Origin of the sequence: Cryobacterium psychrophilum (genome assembly GCF_004365915.1) — a bacterium.
GTDB lineage: Bacteria > Actinomycetota > Actinomycetes > Actinomycetales > Microbacteriaceae > Cryobacterium > Cryobacterium psychrophilum.
On record NZ_SODI01000001.1, the window covers coordinates 3470373 to 3490738 of the forward strand.

Genomic DNA, 20366 nt, shown 5'->3' on the forward strand with positions numbered 1-20366 from the left:
GGGTCCGATCAGCCGTGGAGGGCGACGTATGCGATCAGGCCCCCGACCGTTGCGACCGTCGGATAGTCGCGCTCGGGAGTGTCGACGCCGGTCGACTGGGCAATCGTCTCGATGAGTCGCAGGAAATCGAGCGAGTCGAGTTCAAGATCCTGCCGAAGCCTGGCGCTCTGCTCGAGGCCGTCGGTGTCGACGTCCGGGGCTACCGCGCCGATCGCCGCGTGCACTGCGGCGCGGGCATCCATGTCGTTCATAATTCCTCCGGTATCTGCAGCAGTTCGTCGATGCGGGCGAGAAAACGGCCGCCGCGCAGCCCGTCGCTGACCCGGTGGTCGGCCGAGAGGGTCGCGGTGACCGCCTGGCGCACGCCGAGCATCCCATTGTGTGCCCATGGTTGTTCCACGATGCGGCCGAAGCCCGCGAGCGCGACCTGCGGCGGATAAATGACGCCGAAGACGCTTTCGACGCCGAGTTCACCGAGGTTCGTGACCGTGATTGTCGAGTCGGCCATCTCGGCGCGCTGGAGACGCCCGGCGCGCGCGCGCCCGACGAGGTCACGCAGTCGCTCCATGAGTTGATCAACCGTCAGCGTGTCCGCGTCGTGGATCGCAGGGGCGATCATGCCTCCCTGGCGCAGGGCGACGGCGACGCCGAGGTGCACGGCCGTGTTCGGCTGAAACGCGCCGTCGGTATAGAATCCATTCATCTCCGGCACGTCGCGGGCCGCGCGCGCCGAGGCTTTCAGGAGCAGCGCCGCCGGGACGAGCCGCTCCGCCACCTGACGCCCCGCGTTGACGGTCTCCATCCAGACGAGCGCGGCGCGCAGGTCAATTGTCGTGCTCAGGTAATAGTGCGGGATGGTCTTCTTCGAGCGGGACATGAGCGTGCCGATGGCCCGGCGCAGGCTCGCCGCGCGCTCTGCGGCCGCGGCCGCGGGGACGGCCTTGGGCGGGCGGGCCGCTGGCGGTGCGGAAGCGGGCGCCTCCGCGGGAGTCGGCCCCGCCACGGGCGCCGCCGGCTCAGGTGATGTGCGCAGCTCGGCCGCTCGGCGCACGTCCGCCTCGGTCACGGCTCCCTGCGGTCCCGTGCCGGTGATGTCGGCAGGATCGACGCCGAGCTCGGCCGCGAGTCGCCGCGCGCGGGGCGAAGAGCGCACCCGGTGCGGCGCGGCGGGCGCCGGCGTCGTCGGGGGCGGCTGTCGACTCGGTGTCACGCTGGCGTGCTCGACGTCCGCTCGCGTGAGTGCGCCGTTTCGTCCGGTGCCGTGCAGTTGGGTCGTGTCGACGCCGAGTTCGTGGGCGAGGTGCCGTACCGGGGGAGAGACGAAACCGGGCGGTTCCTCGCGGGGTGATAGCTCGGCGGACGCGGGCGCGGCTGCCGGTGCCTCCGGCGGGAGCGGCGCGAGCGGCTCTGCCTGGCCCGGTCCTGCCTTGCTCGGTCCCGCCGCGGTGGCCGGCGTCTGTACGATGTGGGCGAGCGCCGTGCCGACCGGCACGGTCGTGCCCACCTCGACGAGCAGCTCGGAGACGACTCCCTCTTCAAAGGATTCGACGTCCATCACGGTTTTGTCAGTGTCGACCGCGGCGATCACGTCTCCGCGGTGCACATAATCGCCGGGTTTGATGAGCCATTCGATGAGCTTGCCGCGCTCCATGTCGGCGCCGAGCGACGGCATCCGGAATTCACCCACGCGTGCCCACCGCCTCATGCGCTGCGGCGAGCACTCGCTCGAGCGAGGGCAGGGTGGCCTGTTCGAGGTGCTTCGCGTACGGCATCGGCACCTCCGCGCTGCACACCCGGCCCACGGGGGCGTCGAGGTCGAAGAAGGCGTTCTCGGTGATGCGCGCGCTCACCTCTGCGGCGAGGCTGCCACTGCGCCAGCCCTCGTCGATCACGACCGCGCGGTGGGTGCGGGCCACGGTCGCGAGGATCGCGGCATCGTCGAGGGGGCGCAGGGTGCGCAGGTCGAGTACCTCGGCATCGATTCCCTCCTGCGCGAGCTGCTCTGCGGCGTCGAGCACGAGCTGCAGTGTGCCGCCGTAGGTGATGAGGGACACGTCGCTGCCCTTCCGTCGCACCGCGGCGGTGTCAATGTCGACCGGGCCTGCTGCGTCGTCGATCTCGCCCGGCACGTTGTAGAGCGTGGCGTGTTCGAAGATCAGCACGGGGTCGGGGTCCTCGAGTGCCGTCCACAGCATTCCGCGGGCGTCCTCGAGGGTCGCGGGGGTGAGGATGCGCAGCCCGGGGATGTGCGCGTACCAGCCCTCGAGACTGTGCGAGTGCTGGGCCGCAAGCTGGCGACCGGCTCCCGTCGTCATCCGGATGACGAGGGGCACGTTGAGCTGCCCGCCGGACATGTGCAGCAGGGTCGCTGCGTTGTTCATGATCTGGTCGAGCGCGAGTAGGCTGAAATTAACCGTCATGATTTCAACGATCGGGCGCATCCCGCCGAGCGCGGCGCCGATTCCCGCGCCCACGAACCCGGACTCCGAGAGCGGGGTGTCGCGGATTCGCTCCGGGCCGAATTCTTCGAGGAGACCGAGACTCACGGCGAAACAGCCGCCGTACATCCCGACGTCTTCGCCCATCAGGAAGACCCGATCATCGCGCAGCAGCGCGTCCCTGATCGCGGCCCTGGTGGCCTCGCGGTACGTGGTCTTCATCGCGGGCCGCGATCACTGTAGACGAAGCGGGTGAGTTCCTCGACCGGCTCAGGGGTTCCAGCGTCGGCAAACGCGACGGCCGCAGCCACCTCGGCGTCGACCTCCCCCTGGATCGCGGCCCATTCCTTGTCGGAGAGTTTGCCGGAGGACTCGAGGGTGGTGCGCAGCGCTTCGATCGGATCGCGTTCGAGCCAGGTCGACACTTCTGCCTTCTCTCGGTAGCGCTCGGGATCGAACATCGAGTGCGCCCGGAAGCGGTAGGTGCGCAACTCCAGGAAGTGCGGACCGCCACCGGCCCGGATCGCGTCGACGGCACGGCGGGCCGCCTCCTCGACGGCGAGCACGTCCATCCCATCGACAGACCACGCCGGGATCTCGTAGCTGGCTGCCTTGAGGGCGATGCTCGTCTGGGATTCCGATCGGCCGAGGGCGGTGCCCATGGCGTAGAGGTTGTTCTCGCAGCAGAACAGCACCGGCAGCTGCCACAGGGCGGCGAGGTTGAGGCTCTCATGGAACTCGCCCTCGGCGACGGCTCCCTCCCCAAAGAAGCACGCCGTGACCCTGGAACGGCCCGCCATCTTGTCGGCAAGCGCCAGGCCTACCGCGACGGGTAATCCGCCGGCCACGATGGCGTTGCCACCGTAGAAGCGGCGGGCCGCGTCGAAGAGGTGCATCGACCCGCCCCGCCCCCGGCAGCAGCCCTCCTGGTTGCCGTACATTTCGGCGAGGATCGACGTGGCCGGGACGCCACGCAGGAGCGCGTGGCCGTGCTCGCGATAGGTCGCCACGACGGCGTCTTCCGCCCCGAGGGTTGCCATGACACCGGCCGCGACGGCCTCCTCGCCGATGTAGACGTGCAGGAAACCGCGAATCTTGGCCGCGCTATAGAGCTCGACGCACTTCTCTTCGAGCCGTCTGACCCTGAGCATCTGCTGCAGGAGGGTCCGGCCGTGATCCGGAGGTGCGCTGTCGGCGTCCTCGAGCGACCGGTCGGCGCCGGCCGCCCGGCGCGTCATCGCGGCACCTCGACCGTCGAGGTGTCACCCTCCGGGAGGCCGAGCTCGCGGGCCTTGAGCAGGCGCCGCAGGATCTTGCCGCTCCGGGTCTTCGGCAGTCCTGTGGTGAACTCGAGCTCACGCGGCGCGACGGCGGCGCCGAGCCGTTTCCGTGCGAAGCCGATGATGTCCAGGCGCAGCGAATCGCTGGGTTCCCAGCCGGCCCGCAACTCGACGAAGGCCTTCACGACCTCGCCGGCGACGGCATCCGGGATGCCGATCACTCCCGCCTCAGCGACGGCAGCGTGTTCCATGAGCGAGCTCTCCACCTCGAAGGGGCCGATAAGGTGGCCGGAGGACTTGATAACGTCGTCGCCGCGGCCCACGAACCAGTAATAGCCGTCGGCGTCCCGCTTGGCAAGGTCGCCGGTGAGGTACCAGCCACCGACGAAGCACCGCCGGTACCGCTCCTCTTCGTTGAGGTACCCGCGGAACATGGAGGGCCAGCCGGGCCGCAGGGCCAGCTCGCCCACGGTATCCGGCTCGGTCACGAGCACGACCTCGCCATCCCGCAGCAGAGGTGCGCCCTGCTCATCACGGGCGACGAGGTCAGCCGCGATACCAGGGAGGGGGCGCCCCATTGAGCCGGGGCGGATCTCGGTCGCGGCGTAGTTTGAGATCATGATTCCGCCGGTCTCGGTCTGCCACCAGTTGTCGTGCACTGGCTGGCCGAACGCCTCCTGCCCCCACACCACGACTTCGGGGTTGAGCGGCTCGCCCACGCTCGCGACGAAGCGCAGGGCGGACAAGTCGTAGTCGGCGGCCCGCTCCGTGCCCGCCTTCATGAGCATGCGGAGCGCGGTCGGGGCGGTGTACCAGACCGTGACCCCCTGTTCGGCGAGGATGCGGTACCACCTGTCGGTATTCATCTCCTCTTCGTCGACGATGACCGTCACGCCGTGCACGAGCGGTGCGATCACGCCGTAGGAGGTACCCGTGACCCAACCGGGGTCGGCGGTGCACCAGTAGATGTCGTCCGGATGCAGGTCGAGGGCGAAGCGACCGGTCGCGTAGTGCGCGGTGACTGCATCGTGCACGTGGATCGCGCCCTTCGGGGTGCCCGTCGTGCCGCTCGTGAAGTGCAGGAGGGCCATGTCCTCGCGTTGGGTCATCGCAATCTCGCCGTAGGGGGGCGCATCTTGCATGAGCGTCGCCAGATCGAGTGTGCCCGGCTCGGGTTCATCGCCCGCGTCGATCAGGAGAACGTGGCGCAGCTCGGGCAGTTCGTCCCGGATGGGCACGATCTTCTTGCGGTACAGGGCCCGCGTTGTGATGAGTACGCGACCGCCGCCAAGCTGCAGGCGTTGACGCACGGGTTCCGGACCGAATGCCGAGAAGAGTGGGCAGAAGACGCTCGCGTTCTTGAGCGTTCCGAGCACCGCGGTGTAGAGTTCCGGGCTGCGCCCGGCGAGGGAGAAGACACGGTCCCCACGGCCGATCCCGAGCTCGCGCAGCACGCTCGCGAACCGGCTGGTGCGCTCGGCCAGCTGCGCATAACTGAGCGAATGCGTTGTGCCGTCCGCCCGGACGAAGCGGAGTGCCTCCTTGGCGCCGCCGGCACCGTTTGCGTGCCGGTCGACGGCCTCGTACGCGATGTTGACCCCACGGCCGTCGGGCGGCCCGGACAGTTCGCTCCGGGCGGCATCCCAGGAGAACGCGGCGCACGTCGCGTCGTAGTCGAGGAGGTTCGGTTGCACCTGCAGAGCCAGCGGGTGTTTGCGGATCGTGGGCCAGCGAGTGGATGATTCGATTCCTGCCGTCATGTGCGACATTAAAGCCCACCTCGGGTGGCGGGCATAGGGCCCGCTCGTTTTCCGGTCTCCTCATTTCTCGCTGTCGTTGCATCCGCGGCGGACGCCGATTTCATCGCCCTCGCCCGCGAAGGCATCCCGTTCTGCTCGCAGCCCCAGCCTCGATCAGCCGGTGCGGTGTGAGTCGCCAACGGCATGACGATCAGAGGCCGCCTGTCCGTTCCGGGAAAACTCAGATCAGCCCGGAACGACCACGCTCACCCGACCCGACCGGTGGATCGAGGCGCAGCAGGCACCCGGAGTGAGGAGGGGGCGAATATGCCATCGATAAGGACCGGGACCGTGCCGGGCAGAGAATCCACCGGGCAGAGAACCGCGCGGCAATCCGCGATCGCTCCGGCCAGCAGGTCGTGCAGCTGCGCATCCGGGTCGGGAATGCATGCCTCGGCGATGCCCTGCACGGATACTCGCAGGATGGAATCAGCAGCGCGCGGCGTGAATGTGGTGTGTGACTGTGACCGGACGGACACCATGAACTCTCGCGCCCACGTTTCCGCGTCAGGCACCAGACGGAGTGCGGCATGAATCCGCGCCGACGTTTCCGGGGTATCGACACCGAGTCGGTTGAGGTGGCGTTCGCAGGAGATGAGGCCGACGGCAAGGGCGCGTTGGCGGTGCATGTCCACCAGGGGAAGCGCCGCGGCGGCCGCACGAAGCGACACGAGAATCTCGGTCTGCGGGGCTTTTCCGCGCAAGCCGATGACCGAAGGAATCAGGACGGCCAATCGTGAGCGACCATCGTCGGTCGTGCAATCGTTCACCATACGCGCGAGTGAAGCCAGCACCGGGTGAGTGCACGCGGGATGATCGCTCCACGATTCGCCAGCCAGGTAGGAGGCGAATTCCATGAAACAACCACCTTTGCGCGGGTTGCGGTGTTTCCCCCGGGACAAGACGGGCATTCCGTCCGGCAAAGCGATCTGAACCTGTTTCATAAGTGACCTCCACGCCACGCAAGGAACGTTTGCTTAAAGTCTCCCCCCACCGCGCGCGAATTACTAGTGCTGGAGGTGGGAGAATCAGATGTGCCTGTCTACCGAGATGAAGCCGTGGTGCTTCGTACCCACAAGCTGGGCGAAGCCGACCGCATCGTCACGCTGCTCACTCGAGCGCACGGCAAGGTGCGGGCAGTTGCCAAGGGTGTACGACGCACCGGGTCCAAGTTCGGAGCACGGCTCGAACCCTTCATGGTCGCCGATGTGCAGTTGTACGAGGGGAGAAGCCTCGACATCGTCACTCAGGCCGAGTCCCTCGGCTCCTACGGCGCCCTGATCACCGCCGACTACGACAGCTACACGGCAGCGAGCGTCATGGTGGAAACCGCGGACAAGCTGACGGAATCCGAGGGTTCCCTTCAGCAATACCTCCTTCTGGTGGGAGCACTACGATCCCTTTCGCGCCGGGAACACGGCCCGAGCCTCACCCTGGACTCGTATTTGCTTCGTGCGGTCTCGATGGCCGGCTGGGCGCCGAGCTTTCAGGACTGCGCCCGTTGTGGGGCAGGGGGAGAGCACTCGTCGATCGTCGTTCAGCTGGGCGGTGTCGTCTGCGACGATTGCGCCCCGCCCGGGTCTCCGCGCCTGGATACCGCCACCATTGTTCTCCTGAGCGCTTTGCTCACCGGCGATTGGGACCATGCCGCGTCCACGAGCGCGCGCACCCAGAACCAGGCGGGTGGCATCGTCGCGGCGTACACACAGTGGCACCTCGGCCGCGGACTACGATCGCTGGAACACGTGACACGATGACATCCCTCGAACCGACCCGGCGGGGATTCCTGCGCAAGCCGCGCAGTCCCAAGCCCTTCACGCACAAAGACGCCGTGCCGTTCAAGGCCCTCGACTGGACCGGACTGTATCCGCCGGACCTCGAACCCAAGGCTGTTCCCGAGCACGTCGCCGTCGTCATGGACGGGAACGGGCGCTGGGCGAACGCCAGGGGACTCAGTCGTATCGAGGGGCACAAGATGGGCGAGGCCGCGCTGCTCGATGTCGTCGCCGGGGCCATCCAACTCGGCGTCAAGCATCTGAGCGTCTATGCGTTCTCCACGGAGAACTGGAAGCGTTCCCCCGAGGAGGTTCGCTTTCTCATGGGGTTCAACCGGGACGTGCTGCACCGCCGCAGGGACCAGCTGAACGAATGGGGAGTGCGCGTGCGCTGGGCTGGACGCAAGCCCCGGCTGTGGGCATCCGTCATCAACGAACTGCAGTTTGCGGAGAAGCTCACGGCGGGAAATGATGTGCTCACCCTGACCATGTGCGTGAACTACGGTGGCCGCACGGAGATCACGGATGCGGTGCGTGAGCTGGCCGAGGAGGTCGCGGCAGGCCGGCTGAAGCCGTCCGGGATCACCGAGAAGGCCATCCAGCGACACCTGTACACGAATGAACTCCCCGATGTTGACCTGTTCCTGCGCAGCTCGGGGGAGCAACGCACGAGCAACTTCCTGCTGTGGCAGAGTGCCTACGCGGAGATGGTCTTCCTCGATACGCTCTGGCCCGACTTCACCAGGGTCGATCTCTGGCACGCCGTGGAGCTCTACGCTTCGCGCAATCGCCGCTATGGCGGGGCGGTCGACGTGCCCACCAGCAAAACCACAGGTCATTAGAATCACGTTCCAATGAATGGAATGAGCTTCTCATCGGGGCCGCGGGAATATTGCGGGTCGTCCTGGTGGTTGCGCCAGAGTGACCGATACAACGAATGTGAACGAAGCGACAGCCACCGCCGACACCATCAAGGTAGACATCTGGTCGGATGTCCAATGTCCCTGGTGCTACATCGGCAAACGTAAATTCGAGGCGGGGGCGGCCATGTATGGCGGTGCCGTCGAGGTGGAGTACCACAGCTACGAGCTCTCGCCCGATACCCCGGTCGAGTATGCGGGTACTCCGACGCAGTACCTCAGCGAGAAGAAGGGCCTGCCCATCGCCGAGGTCGAGAGCATGCTCCAGCGCGTGACCGGCATCGCGGAGAGCGTTGGCCTGCACTATGACTACGACTCCATTCACCAGACCAACACGGTCATCTCGCACGAACTTCTGCACTACGCCAAGGCCAAAGGTCGCCAGCTCGACATGAAGGAACGTCTACTGAAGGCGTACTTCGTTGAAGGGCGGCACGTGGGGCGCATCGAGGACCTCGCCGACCTCGCGGCCGAAATCGGTCTGGACCGCTCCGATGTGGTCCGGGTCCTCACCGAGCACGCGTATCTCGCCGACGTGAAGGCGGACGTCGCCCAGGCCGCCGAATACGGCATTCAGGGTGTTCCGTTCTTCGTTATCGACGGAAAATATGGAGTGTCGGGAGCGCAGGATCCTGATACGTTTGCCCAAGTCTTGAACCAGGTACGAACCGAAAAGTCTGAGGAGACCATCGCATGAACGACGCAACCACCACGAACACGCCCGACGCCACGCCGAGCCCCACGATCCAGCTCCTCGAGCAGCCCGGTGAAACCGCCGGCGCCGGCGCCTGTGGCTGCGGTTCCTGCGGCTGCGGGGCCTGACACACCGCTTTCCAGCGCAACAGGTGTGGCGCCCACTCGTGGGTGCCACACCTGTTGTTTTTAACAGCGGATTGTTCTGGAAGAATTGACCTACACATGACTCTCACACCCGCGTCCCCCGCACCGCTCAAGATCGGGCCCCTCACGCTCGACGTGCCGGTCGTCCTCGCTCCCATGGCCGGCATCACGAACACCGCATTTCGACGTCTCTGTCAGGAATTCGGCGCCGGTCTCTATGTCAGCGAAATGATCACGTCGCGTGCCCTGATCGAGCGCACACGCGAGTCGATGCGTCTGATCACTCACCATCCGAGCGAAACGACGCGTTCCATTCAGCTCTATGGGGTCGACCCCAAGACCGTGTCGGAAGCGGTCACCATGCTCGTGGCCGAGGACCGTGCCGATCACATCGACCTGAATTTCGGCTGCCCGGTACCCAAGGTCACGCGCAAGGGCGGGGGAGCGGCGCTGCCCTGGAAAATCGGCCTCTTTCGCCAGATCGTCGAAGCGGCCGTCGACGCCGCCGGGGACGTTCCCGTCACCGTGAAGATGCGCAAGGGCATCGACTCCGATCACCTGACCTACCTCGAAGCCGGCAAGGCCGCAGCGGGCGCCGGTGTCGCATCGATCGCCCTGCACGCGCGCACGGCGGCGGAGTTCTATTCCGGTCACGCTGACTGGTCGGCCATCGAAAAGCTCAAGAACGCCATCACGGACACGCCGATCCTCGGCAACGGAGACATCTGGTCGGCCGACGATGCCCTGCGCATGGTCGCCGAGACCGGATGCGACGGCGTCGTTGTCGGCCGCGGGTGCCTCGGGCGACCGTGGCTCTTCGGCGACCTCGCCGCGGCATTCCGCGGCGAGACGGTCAAGGCTGAACCCAGCCTCGGCCGGGTGAGCGCGACCTTCCGTCGGCACGCGGAACTGCTGACGGAGTTCTTCGAGAGCGAAGAACGCGCCTGCCGCGACATTCGCAAGCACGTGGCGTGGTACTTCAAGGGCTATCCGGTCGGCGGTGACCTGCGTGCCAGGCTGGCCGCCGTGGAGTCCCTGGCCATGCTTGACGACCTGCTCGGAACGCTCGACTGGGACCAGCCGTACCCCGGTGACGGTGCGGAGGGGCCCCGCGGGCGTGCCGGAACGCCCAAAAAGCCGTCGCTGCCGGAGCGGTGGTTGGACTCCCAGGAGCTGGCCGGGGTCGAACGACGGCACCTGACCGAGGGCGAAGGGGACACGAGCGGTGGCTAACTCAACGGAACACGGCACGCCCCCCTATAGCGAACATGACGAGGAACGCTGGTTTCCGGAGGAGCACTACTCCCGCCGGAGCGACTTCGCACGCGACCGCGCACGGCTATTGCATTCCAGCGCGCTGCGCCGACTCGCCGCCAAGACGCAGGTACTCAGCCCGACCGCGGGTCTCGACTTCGCGCGCAACCGACTCACGCACTCGCTCGAGGTGGCCCAGGTGGGCCGCGAACTGGCGAATCGGCTCAATACCAATCCGGACATCGTTGACACCGCCTGCCTGGCGCACGATATCGGGCATCCGCCCTTTGGCCACAATGGGGAGAAGGCGCTCAACACCTGGTCGCTCGACATCGGTGGTTTCGAGGGAAACGCCCAGACGCTTCGACTCGTCACCCGCCTGGAGCCGAAAGTTTTCGGCCCCAACGGGCAGAGCTACGGACTGAACCTCACGCGAGCGAGCCTGGATGCGAGTTGCAAGTATCCGTGGCCGGAGAGTTCCTCGGTGCGGGACCCCAGCGGTCGCGCCAAATTTGGGTTCTACGAAGATGACATTGCCGTCTTCGAATGGCTGCGTCGGGGCGCCCCCGACCGGCAGTTGTGTATCGAGGCCGAGATCATGGACCTCTCAGACGACATTGCCTATTCGGTCCACGACTTCGAAGATGCCGTCGTGAACGGCTACGTGGACGTTGCGTTGCTTGGGCGCCGTACCAATCACGATGATCTCCTGGCGACCATGTCGGAGTGGATCGGCGGCGAGCTCTCCGAGGAGGACCTCGCGAAGGCCTTCAACCGTTTGGACTCCCTCGACTATTGGATGTCCGAATGGTCGGGAGGACGGCGCGACCAGGGGCGGCTCAAGAATCTCAGCAGCCAGCTCATCGGGAGGTTCAGTGGGGCCGCGGTGCGCGCCACGCGAGCGGCGTATCCGGGTGCCAACTTCATCCGTTTCGGGGCGCATGTGGTCGTGCCTCGGGAGACGCAGGCGGAGATTGCTGTGCTGAAGGGCATCGTCGCGGCGTTCGTGATGACACGCAACACGCGCAAACCGATCTATGTGCAACAGAGGCAGGTTCTGACGCTTCTGGCCGACACTCTTCTGGCGAGCGGTGACGAGCACCTCGACCCCGGTTTCACCGAAGACTGGGCTGCCGCCGGTGACGATGCGGCCCGCAAGCGCGTGGTTGTCGATCAGGTCGCCAGCCTCACCGACCAGTCCGCCCTGGCCTGGTACGAACGACTGGTGCAGGGCTAGTTCCCCGGCTGGACAGGTAGAATTCGGTCATGGCTGGACTGATTCGACAAGGTGACATCGAAGAGGTCAAGGCCCGCACCAACATTGCCGACATTGTCGGCGACTACGTGCAGTTGAAATCTGCCGGTGTCGGGTCCATGAAGGGCCTGTGCCCGTTCCACGACGAGCGCACCCCGAGTTTCCATGTTCGTTCACAGGTGGGTTTCTACCACTGTTTCGGTTGCGGCGAGAGCGGCGATGTGTACTCGTTCCTGCAGAAGATGGACCACGTCACGTTCAGCGAAGCCGTCGAGCGGCTCGCCGGACGCGCCGGGCTCGAGCTGCACTACGAAGACGGCGGGGGAGCCGCGCCCGACCACGGCAACCGGGCCAGGCTGCTCGCCGCCAACCAGGCCGCGGCAGATTTCTTCGTCGACCGGCTCGGCAGCCCCGAGGCGCAGATCGGCCGGGATTTCCTGGGCGGACGGGGCTTCGATGCCCAGGCCGCCGCGCACTTCGGTGTGGGCTTCGCCCCGAAGAGTTGGGATGCTCTCACCAGGCATTTGCGGGCCAAGGGTTTCACGGACGACGAGCTCACCCTGTCCGGGCTCGTCTCCAGCGGTGAGCGCGGCGTTTACGACCGCTTTCGCGGCCGGCTCGTGTGGCCCATTCGCGACATCACCGGGCAGACCATCGGCTTTGGCGCACGCAAACTCCTCGATGACGACAAGGGGCCCAAGTACCTCAACACCCCCGAATCACCCGTCTATCACAAGGCGCAGGTTCTCTACGGGCTCGATCTGGCCAAGCGCGATATCTCCCGCAACCACCAGGTCGTCGTGGTCGAGGGGTACACCGACGTCATGGCCTGTCACCTCGCCGGTGTGACGACGGCCGTCGCGACCTGCGGCACGTCTTTCGGCGTGGATCACATCAAGGTGCTGCGCCGGGTGATGGGTGACGACAGCGGGGTCGGCGAGGTGGTGTTCACGTTTGACCCGGATGCTGCCGGACAGAAGGCCGCCATGCGCGCCTTCAGCGAGGAACAGCGTTTCAGCGCCCAGACCTTCGTGGCCGTGGCGCCCGAGGGCTTCGACCCCTGCGATCTGCGGCTGCACCGCGGAGACGACGCCGTTCGTCGTCTGGTCGACTCGAAGAAGCCCATGTTCGAATTCATGATTCGCCAGTTGCTCGGGCAGTACAACCTGGAGACGGTCGAAGGTCGAATCGGTGCTCTCCGCGCGGCAGCGCCGATCGTCGGGGACATTCGAGACCCGGCCCTGCGTCCTGGCTACACCCGCGAACTCGCGCGCATGCTCGGCGTCGATCTCGGCGAGGTGCGCAAGGCTGTCTCCACCGCCCAGGGCCGCTCGCGCGCCCCGAACGCCCCCGTTCGTCATACGGCCGGCACGGAAGAGGCTCCACCGGAAAGGCCCTTTTCACTTCTGGAATTGCCGACCGACCCGGTCACCCGGATGGAACGTGACGGCCTCATGGCCATGCTGCAGCATCCAACGCTCGTGGGCCCCGATATCCTGGCGCGCGCCGTGCAGACAAACTTCTCGAATTCGAGCCTCGCGATTGCACGCGACGCGATTGCCGCGAGCCTGCAACATGCAGGCAATGCCGACTGGCTCGACCACGTGCTCGCGGCCGTGCCGGAGACGCTCGCCAATCTCGTGCAGCAGCTCGCCATGGCCCCCCTGCCGGAGCGTCCCGGCCGGGAGATCACCGGATATGTGCGTGATGTCAGCATCGCTCTGATCGAAAAAGACCTGCTCCGGCAGAACGCGGAGCTGCGCGGGCGTCTGCAGCGAACCGACCCCGCCAATCGTGACGTGTACGTCACCCTGCAGCGAGAAATCATGCGCGTCGAGGCCGAAAGACGCAGCCTTCGCGACGAATAAGACTCGGCAATGTTGCAGCTCTGTAAAGAAGCTGCGGCGTGGTGGGGCAAGCCGCGAATTGTGTGCTACTTCTGTTTTTACAGCTTAACCTTTCCGACGCGCCATCGGGTGCCGGGGAATTGGTTCTCCCAACAGGAAGAGGTCTACGGATATGACATCCGCACACACCCACGGCAAACGGACCCTCGCTGCCGCAGCAGGACTGTCCATCGCGGCGCTCGTGCTCGCCGGCTGCTCAGCCGGCGGTACCTCCGACGGCGACGCCGCCGCGGGTGGGCCAATCGTCATCGGCACGACCGACAAGATCACCACCCTTGACCCTGCCGGTTCCTACGACAACGGTTCCTTCTCGGTTCAGACGCAGGTGTTCCCGTTCCTCATGAACAGCGCTTACGGCAGTGCCGACGTTGCCCCGGACATCGCCAGCAAGGCCGAGTTCACGTCGCCGACGGAATACACGGTCACCCTCAAGCCCGACCTCAAATGGGCCAACGGCAACGACCTCACGGCCTCCGACGTGAAGTTCAGCTTCGACCGCCAGCTCGCGATCAAGGCCGACAACGGACCCTCCTCGCTTCTCTACAACCTGGAAAGCACCAAGGTCGTCGACGACTTGACCGTGGTCTTCACGCTCAAGCAGGCCGATGACCAGATCTTCCCGCAGATCCTGTCCAGCCCCGCCGGTCCGATCGTTGACGAGGATGTCTTCTCGGCCGACGCGATCACGCCCGACAAGGACATCGTCGACGGCAAGGCCTTCGCCGGTCAGTACGAGCTCGCGAGCTACGACTTCAACAACCTGCTGTCCTACGAGGCCTACGAGGGCTACCAGGGTCTTCTGGGTCCGGCCAAGACCGACGTCGTCAACGTGAAGTACTACGCGGATGCCTCCAACCTCAAGCTCGACGTGCAGGAGGGCGGCATCGACGTGGCATGGCGCAGCCTGTCGGCGACCGATATCGACGACCTGCGCGGCAACGACAAGGTCCAGGTTGTTGACGGTCCCGGTGGTGAGATTCGCTACATCGTCTTCAACTTCGACACGCAGCCCTTCGGCGCCACAACCGCGGACGCCGACCCGGCCAAGGCCCTCGCCGTTCGCGCTGCAACCGCAGACGTCGTGAACCGCGCCGAGCTGGCCGACCAGGTCTACAAGGGCACCTACACGCCGCTGTACTCCTACGTACCGGACGGACTGACCGGCGCCACCGAGTCCCTCAAGGGCCTCTACGGCGACGGCGAGGGAGGACCCGATGTCGACAAGGCCAGGGCCACGCTCGATGCAGCAGGCGTCAGCACCCCCGTCGCGTTGAACCTGCAGTACAACACGGACCACTACGGCCCGGGTTCGTCCGACGAGTACGCCTTGATCAAGGACCAGTTGGAATCCTCCGGCCTGTTCACGGTCGACCTGCAGTCGACCGAGTACGTGCAGTACGTGAAGGACCGCACCGCCGACGTGTACCCGCTCTACCAGCTCGGCTGGTTCCCGGACTACTCGGATGCGGACAACTACCTGACGCCGTTCTTCCTCACGGAGAACTTCATCAAGAACCACTACAGCGACACCGAGGTCAACGATCTCATCCTGCAGCAGGCAGTCACGCCCGACAAGGCTGAGCGCACGGCACTCATCGAGCAGATCCAGGACAAGGTCGCGGACCAGCTGCCGACCCTGCCCCTGCTCCAGGGTGCACAGGTGGCCATCACCGGAACGAACATCAGTGGCGCAGAAGACACACTCGACGCGTCGTTCAAGTTCCGCTATGGAGCACTCAGCAAGGGCTAGGCGCTTCACCGGCTAGAGTTCTCACTAGCTTGATCGCGGGGGCATCCAGTGTTGCTGGATGCCCCCGATTCATTTGAAATCGTTAGGTGAGTATGTCCACTGTGGCCATTAAGCCGCCGTCTCCGGCCCTGAGGCCGACCCGGCGTAAACGCACGTCCCCCGGGGGTGGAATCGGGCGCTATCTGATCACCCGCTTCCTGCTCATCATCCCCACCATCTTCATCCTCGTATCGATGGTCTTCTGGCTCATGCGTACGACCGGGGACCCGATTACGGCGGCACTCGGTGGGCGTTTGAGCCCCGACCAGCTCGCGGAGCGAATCCACGCCGCCGGGTACGACCGGCCGATCATCGTTCAGTATTTCGAGTACCTGGGGCAGGTCTTCAGCGGCAATTTCGGAACAACGATCAGCACGAACCGGCCCGTCTCCGAGGTGCTCACCACGTACGGGCTGGCCACGGCCGAGCTCGTGTTCTACGCCCTCCTCGTTGCCTTCATCGTGGGGATCCCCCTCGGCATGGTCGCAGCGTACTGGCGCGACAAGGCCCCTGACGCGTTCCTGCGCGTCTTCGCCATCCTCTGCTACGCCACCCCGGTATTCTTCGCCGGACTGCTGCTCAAACTGGTCTTCGCGGTGTGGCTCAAGGTTCTGCCCGTCGCCGGGCGCGCATCAACGGGCGCGGAGTTGCAGATGCAGTTCCTGCCCAACAAGACCGGCGTGTACACGATCGACGCCATTCAAACCGGAAACGCGGCCGTGCTCGGCGATGTCCTCTCCCACGCCGTTCTCCCGGCGCTCGCGCTCGGCCTGCTAACGGCGGGCGTCTTCCTGCGCCTGGTGCGCACCAACGTGATCGGCACACTCGGTACCGACTACGTGAACGCGGCCCGCTCGCGAGGCGTCAACGAATTCCGGCTGGTACGCAAGCACGCGTACCGCCCTGCACTTATCCCGATCATCACCGTGATCGGCCTCCAGATTGCCCTCCTGCTGGGTGGCGCAGTGCTGACCGAGACTACGTTTGAGTGGAAGGGTCTCGGCTTCATGCTGATCCAGTTCATTCAGGCCAGAGACTTCGTCGCCGTCCAGGGCATCGTCGCTCTGCTGGCGGTCATCGTGGCCCTGTCCAACTTCATCGTGGACATCATCGCCGCCGTGATCGACCCGAGAGTGAGGTACTGAGATGACCTCGGTTGCTCCATACGACAGCAAACCCCGCCCCCCAGCGAAGTGGACCAAACTCCCCGTCGTGCACCAGTTGCGGCAGAGTGTCGGTCTGCAACGCGGCATGCTGGTCGCCGGCCTCATCATCACGGGCGTCTTCATCCTCACCTCGCTGTTCGCCCCGCTGCTCGCGCCGTACGGCTTCAGCCAGCTGCGCGATGCCAGCGGACCATTCGGCGCCCAGCAGCCACCCGACGCCGCGCACTGGCTCGGCACGACCGTCGGCGGCTATGACGTGCTGTCCCGTGTCATTTGGGGATCACAGACCGCGATCGTCGTGATGATCGTCGCCGTTCTGCTCTCGATCTTTGCCGGAGTCGCACTCGGCCTGGTCTCCGGCTACTTCGGCGGCTGGCTCGACCGCATACTCGTCGTGGTCAGCGACGCCGTCTATGCGTTCCCGTCGCTCCTGCTCGCCATCGTGATGGCCATCGTGATTTCGGGCGGTCGATCCGACCTCGTCGGTGGCATCCTTGCCGCCGCCATCTCGATCACGGTCGTCTTCATTCCCCAGTATTTTCGGGTCATCCGTGCTGAAACCGTGCGGATCAAAGCGGAGGCCTACGTTGAATCCGCTCGGGTGCTCGGAGCGAGCAACTTTCGGATCATGTTCAAGCACATCTTCCGCAATGCCACCCGCACCCTCCCGCTCATCTTCACGCTCAACGCCTCAGAGGCCGTGCTCACCCTGGCTGGCCTCGGCTTCATCGGGTTCGGCATCGAGCCGTCGGCCGCGGCCGAGTGGGGCTACGACCTCAACAAGTCGCTGTCCGACGTCACGAGTGGAATCTGGTGGACGAGCCTCTTCCCCGGACTCGCCATCGTTCTCGTGGTGCTCGGAATCACCCTCGTTGGTGAGAGCCTCAACGACCTCGCCGACCCGCGCCTGCGCAGCCGACGAGCCCCTGGCGCATCCGACGGCACGGTTGCGGAAACATCCGTCGTGCCCGGCGGCACCCTCGTTGCGGGCCCCGGCGGCCTTGCCGGTCTCGAGGGCCCCGCGTCACCCCCCACCGACGGAATCGAGGCTCGAGAATGAGCGCCCAGCCCGTGAAGAACGTCGTCACGATCTCCAATCTCGACGTGGTTTTCGCCACCGATGCCGGCGCGGTCAAAGCCGTCGACGGAGTGAGCCTCACGGTCGCTCCCGGCGAAGTCCTGGCCATTGTGGGCGAGAGCGGAAGCGGCAAGACCGTAACGGCAAAGACCATCCTCGGTCTCCTTCCCGATACGGCAACGGCGCGCGGCGCCGTGATCCTTGGGAGCAAGGACGGCGGGCACTCGAACGACGTGCTGTCGGTCAGCAAGCAGGCGCTGCGCCAGATGCGCGGCACCGACGTGTCAATGGTGTTCCAGGAGCCGTCAACGGCACTCAACCCGGTCTACACCGTCGGGTGGCAGATCGCCGAGGGCATTCGCTCGCACGGCAAATTCACCAGGGCGGAGGCCAGGGTCAAGGCCATTGAGATCCTGGGTCGCGTCGGCATCCCTGAGCCGGAAACGCGTGTGAACTACTTTCCGCACCAGTTCTCCGGCGGGCAGAAGCAGCGCGTCGTCATCGCTATGGCCCTCGTGCTCGACCCGGGACTCATCGTGGCCGATGAGCCGACCACGGCTCTCGATGTGACGGTACAGGCCGAGATTCTCGACCTGCTGCGTCGATGCCGCGATGAATTCGGAACGGCCATTGTGCTCATCACCCACAACATGGGCGTTGTCGCCGACCTGGCCGACCGCGTGGTGGTGATGTTCGAGGGCAAGGTCGTGGAGGAGGCCGGAGCGCGCGAACTGTTCAGTAACCCCCAGCACGAATACACGAAAAAGCTGCTGGCGGCCGTACCCCACGTGGGCCAGGGCACGGTGCGAGCGCAGGAACGCGCGGTCGCACGTGCACCGGGGTGGGCCGAGTCGACGCCCGTCGTCGTGGCGGCGAACCTGAAGATCCAGTACCCCGGTCGGCTGGGCCGGCCGGGATTCACGGCCGTCGATGGTGTGAGTTTCCTGATTCGCCCCGGCGAGGTCCTCGGACTTGTCGGCGAGAGCGGGTCGGGCAAGACCACGATCGGTCGAGCGATTGCCGGACTCACCAGGGTGACGGATGGCTCCCTGCGCGTGCTCGGGCATGAGATGCTCGGCTTCAAGGAACGCCGATTCAAACCACTCCGCAGCGACATCGGCTTCGTGTTCCAGGACCCGGCGTCGAGCTTCAATCCGCTGCTGACCATCGCCGAATGCGTCGCCGAACCGCTGCTGGTTCACGGCCGCGCGGCGAATGCCAAGGCCGCGCGTCGACGCGTGGACGAACTGCTTGAGGCTGTGCAGCTGCCCAAGAACTACGGTGACCGGTACCCGCATGAGCTCAGTGGGGGACAGCGGCAGCGGGCGAGCCTCGCGCGGTCACTGGCGCTTGAGCCGACGCTGCTCATCGCCGACGAGCCGACCAGTGCGCTTGATGTCTCGGTGCAGGCGCGGGTGCTTGAACTCTTCGCGGAGCTGCAACGCGAATTCGGTTTCGCCGCCCTGTTCATCAGTCATGACCTCGCCGTCGTTGACATTCTCGCCGACCGGATCGCCGTGCTGTACAAGGGCAAACTTGTCGAGGAGGGCACCGGGGCTGAGGTGCTTGGTGCGCCGAAGGATCCCTACACACAGAGACTGCTCGCATCACTGCCCGTGCCGGATCCGATTGAGCAGGCCGAACGTCGGGAGGGGCTTCGCCGTTTGCGTGCGGCAGGATAGAAGGCATGAAACCTGGCGCGGCACCCTTGTTCCCGATCGTGACGAGTGACCTGACCATCGAGTACGCGCCCCATGGGGCCAGCCCCGCCTTCGTGGCGGTGCACGGTCTCAACATGCGCATTGAGGCGGGCGAGGTCATCGGGCTGTTGGGAGAAAGCGGCTCGGGAAAGAGCACGATTGCCCGGGTGCTCTCCGGCAGGACCGCGTCAAGCGACAGCAGCGGCGTGCGACCGCAGATCACCGGAGGGGAAGCGACCGTTCTCGGTTTTCCCCTGCGCCGGATCAGTCGGCGGCGGCAACGCCGACTGACCTTCGGGGTCGGGATGCTGGCGCAGGACGCGGCTGAGACCCTGCCGTCTACGCTGACCGTTGCCGAAATCGTTGCCGAACCTGTGCTCGAGCGCGACCGGCGCTACAACCACCGCGCCCTGGAAACCCGAGTGGCGACGATGGTGGATGCGGTGCGGCTTCCGCTCAATGTGCTCGGGAAGTACCCGTACGAGCTTCCCAGCGGCCAGCGGCAACGCGTCGCGCTCGCGCGCTCCCTCGTGTTCGGTCCGAGCCTGCTGATCGCCGATGAGCCCACTGCCGGTGTTGACGTTATCGTGCGAAACGCCGTTATCGACCTGATCGGGGAGTTGCAGCGTGAACGCGCCTTTTCGGCCCTCGTGATCAGTCACGACCTCGCTGTGCTGCGCCGTGTCGCGAATCGAATCGGCGTCATGCACCAGGGCGTACTCGTGGCACTCGGCACCATCGACGAGGTATTTGATGATCCGTGGCATCCGTACGTTGCGGGGTTGGCCGCGGCGTTCGCCGCAGACGATGCCGGCGTGGACCATGATCTCGCCCTGGATGACGATCCCGTCTAGGTTCAACAGCCAACCGGGGCGACACGCCCGAGTTGACGCTCGCGGATGGACCGAAAGAAGCCCGGAAAGCGCGTGTTTTCGGGCCACGGGGGTCTTTTTGGGGGGCAGTGGGCACTCAATTGGCTTTGGGGAGGTTCTGTGGCTTGGTAGAGTAGTACAGCTGCGCCGGTTGGTAAAGCACATGTATTCCCCGATAGCTCAATTGGCAGAGCAGCGCACTGTTAATGCGCAGGTTCTTGGTTCGAGTCCAAGTCGGGGAGCGAAAGGTCACTCAGGGCTCCACCCCGGGTGGCCTTTTTTGTTGAACGGTT

18 protein-coding genes and 1 tRNA gene are annotated in these 20366 nt (G+C 65.6%); 13 read left to right on the forward strand and 6 right to left on the reverse strand.

Annotated features, from left to right (window positions below):
- Nucleotides 1-8 precede the first annotated feature (8 nt).
- From EDD25_RS16345 to EDD25_RS16370, 6 genes are all read right to left on the reverse strand, one after another.
- A complete protein-coding gene (locus tag EDD25_RS16345; protein WP_134174843.1) occupies nt 9-251 on the reverse strand; it encodes an acyl carrier protein in 243 nt (80 codons plus the stop codon).
- Nucleotides 248-1687: a dihydrolipoamide acetyltransferase family protein gene (locus tag EDD25_RS16350; protein ID WP_134174845.1), complete on the reverse strand. Its 1440-nt coding sequence runs from the start codon at nt 1685-1687 to the stop codon at nt 248-250. The genes EDD25_RS16345 and EDD25_RS16350 overlap by 4 nt, the downstream gene beginning before the upstream one ends.
- On the reverse strand, nt 1680-2660 hold the full coding sequence (locus tag EDD25_RS16355; protein WP_134174847.1) for an alpha-ketoacid dehydrogenase subunit beta: 981 nt from the start codon (nt 2658-2660) through the stop codon (nt 1680-1682). The genes EDD25_RS16350 and EDD25_RS16355 overlap by 8 nt, the downstream gene beginning before the upstream one ends.
- Nucleotides 2657-3676 (reverse strand): pyruvate dehydrogenase (acetyl-transferring) E1 component subunit alpha, encoded by a 1020-nt coding sequence (pdhA, locus tag EDD25_RS16360; protein WP_134174849.1) that lies wholly within the window; start codon nt 3674-3676, stop codon nt 2657-2659. Before pdhA ends, EDD25_RS16355 begins: the two co-directional genes overlap by 4 nt.
- Entirely contained in the window at nt 3673-5478 is a 1806-nt protein-coding gene (gene acsA / locus EDD25_RS16365; RefSeq protein WP_134175623.1) for an acetate--CoA ligase, read from the reverse strand. The genes pdhA and acsA overlap by 4 nt, the downstream gene beginning before the upstream one ends.
- Nucleotides 5479-5723: 245 nt before the next feature.
- Nucleotides 5724-6374, reverse strand: a complete 651-nt coding sequence (locus tag EDD25_RS16370) for a hypothetical protein (RefSeq protein WP_175182995.1) — start codon at nt 6372-6374, stop codon at nt 5724-5726.
- A gap of 177 nt (nt 6375-6551) precedes the next feature.
- Here EDD25_RS16370 and recO point away from each other — a divergent pair, with 177 nt between their 5' ends.
- The 13 genes from recO to EDD25_RS16430 all read left to right on the forward strand — a co-directional run bounded on the left by recO (nt 6552) and on the right by EDD25_RS16430 (nt 20315).
- Nucleotides 6552-7274 (forward strand): DNA repair protein RecO, encoded by a 723-nt coding sequence (gene recO / locus EDD25_RS16375; RefSeq protein ID WP_134174851.1) that lies wholly within the window; start codon nt 6552-6554, stop codon nt 7272-7274.
- Nucleotides 7271-8134: an isoprenyl transferase gene (locus tag EDD25_RS16380; protein WP_134174853.1), complete on the forward strand. Its 864-nt coding sequence runs from the start codon at nt 7271-7273 to the stop codon at nt 8132-8134. The genes recO and EDD25_RS16380 overlap by 4 nt, the downstream gene beginning before the upstream one ends.
- Nucleotides 8135-8213: 79 nt before the next feature.
- Nucleotides 8214-8909, forward strand: a complete 696-nt coding sequence (locus EDD25_RS16385; RefSeq protein ID WP_241986377.1) for a DsbA family oxidoreductase — start codon at nt 8214-8216, stop codon at nt 8907-8909.
- Complete coding sequence (locus EDD25_RS18210; protein ID WP_277871687.1) at nt 8906-9034, forward strand: hypothetical protein; 129 nt, start codon at nt 8906-8908, stop codon at nt 9032-9034. The genes EDD25_RS16385 and EDD25_RS18210 overlap by 4 nt, the downstream gene beginning before the upstream one ends.
- Nucleotides 9035-9130: 96 nt before the next feature.
- Nucleotides 9131-10285, forward strand: a complete 1155-nt coding sequence (gene dusB / locus EDD25_RS16390; protein ID WP_134174855.1) for a tRNA dihydrouridine synthase DusB — start codon at nt 9131-9133, stop codon at nt 10283-10285.
- Nucleotides 10278-11543, forward strand: coding sequence for a deoxyguanosinetriphosphate triphosphohydrolase (locus tag EDD25_RS16395; RefSeq protein ID WP_134174857.1), 1266 nt, complete (start codon nt 10278-10280; stop codon nt 11541-11543). Before dusB ends, EDD25_RS16395 begins: the two co-directional genes overlap by 8 nt.
- Nucleotides 11544-11572: 29 nt before the next feature.
- Nucleotides 11573-13429 (forward strand): DNA primase, encoded by a 1857-nt coding sequence (gene dnaG / locus EDD25_RS16400; protein ID WP_134174859.1) that lies wholly within the window; start codon nt 11573-11575, stop codon nt 13427-13429.
- 151 nt (nt 13430-13580) lie between these two features.
- On the forward strand, nt 13581-15218 hold the full coding sequence (locus EDD25_RS16405) for an ABC transporter substrate-binding protein (protein ID WP_134174861.1): 1638 nt from the start codon (nt 13581-13583) through the stop codon (nt 15216-15218).
- Between the two features lie 92 nt (nt 15219-15310).
- Nucleotides 15311-16402 carry an ABC transporter permease gene (locus EDD25_RS16410; RefSeq protein WP_134175627.1) on the forward strand — a complete coding sequence of 364 codons (1092 nt, stop codon included), beginning with the start codon at nt 15311-15313 and terminating at the stop codon, nt 16400-16402.
- A 1-nt stretch (nt 16403) separates the two neighbouring features.
- The gene (locus tag EDD25_RS16415) at nt 16404-17483 is read left to right on the forward strand and encodes an ABC transporter permease (RefSeq protein ID WP_134174863.1); all 1080 of its coding nucleotides are present in this window, start codon (nt 16404-16406) and stop codon (nt 17481-17483) included.
- Nucleotides 17480-19183: a dipeptide ABC transporter ATP-binding protein gene (locus EDD25_RS16420; RefSeq protein WP_241986376.1), complete on the forward strand. Its 1704-nt coding sequence runs from the start codon at nt 17480-17482 to the stop codon at nt 19181-19183. The genes EDD25_RS16415 and EDD25_RS16420 overlap by 4 nt, the downstream gene beginning before the upstream one ends.
- 5 nt (nt 19184-19188) lie before the next feature.
- A complete protein-coding gene (locus tag EDD25_RS16425; RefSeq protein WP_134174865.1) occupies nt 19189-20055 on the forward strand; it encodes an ATP-binding cassette domain-containing protein in 867 nt (288 codons plus the stop codon).
- Between the two features lie 187 nt (nt 20056-20242).
- Nucleotides 20243-20315: transfer RNA gene (locus EDD25_RS16430), tRNA-Asn, on the forward strand.
- The last annotated feature ends 51 nt before the right edge of the window (nt 20316-20366 follow it).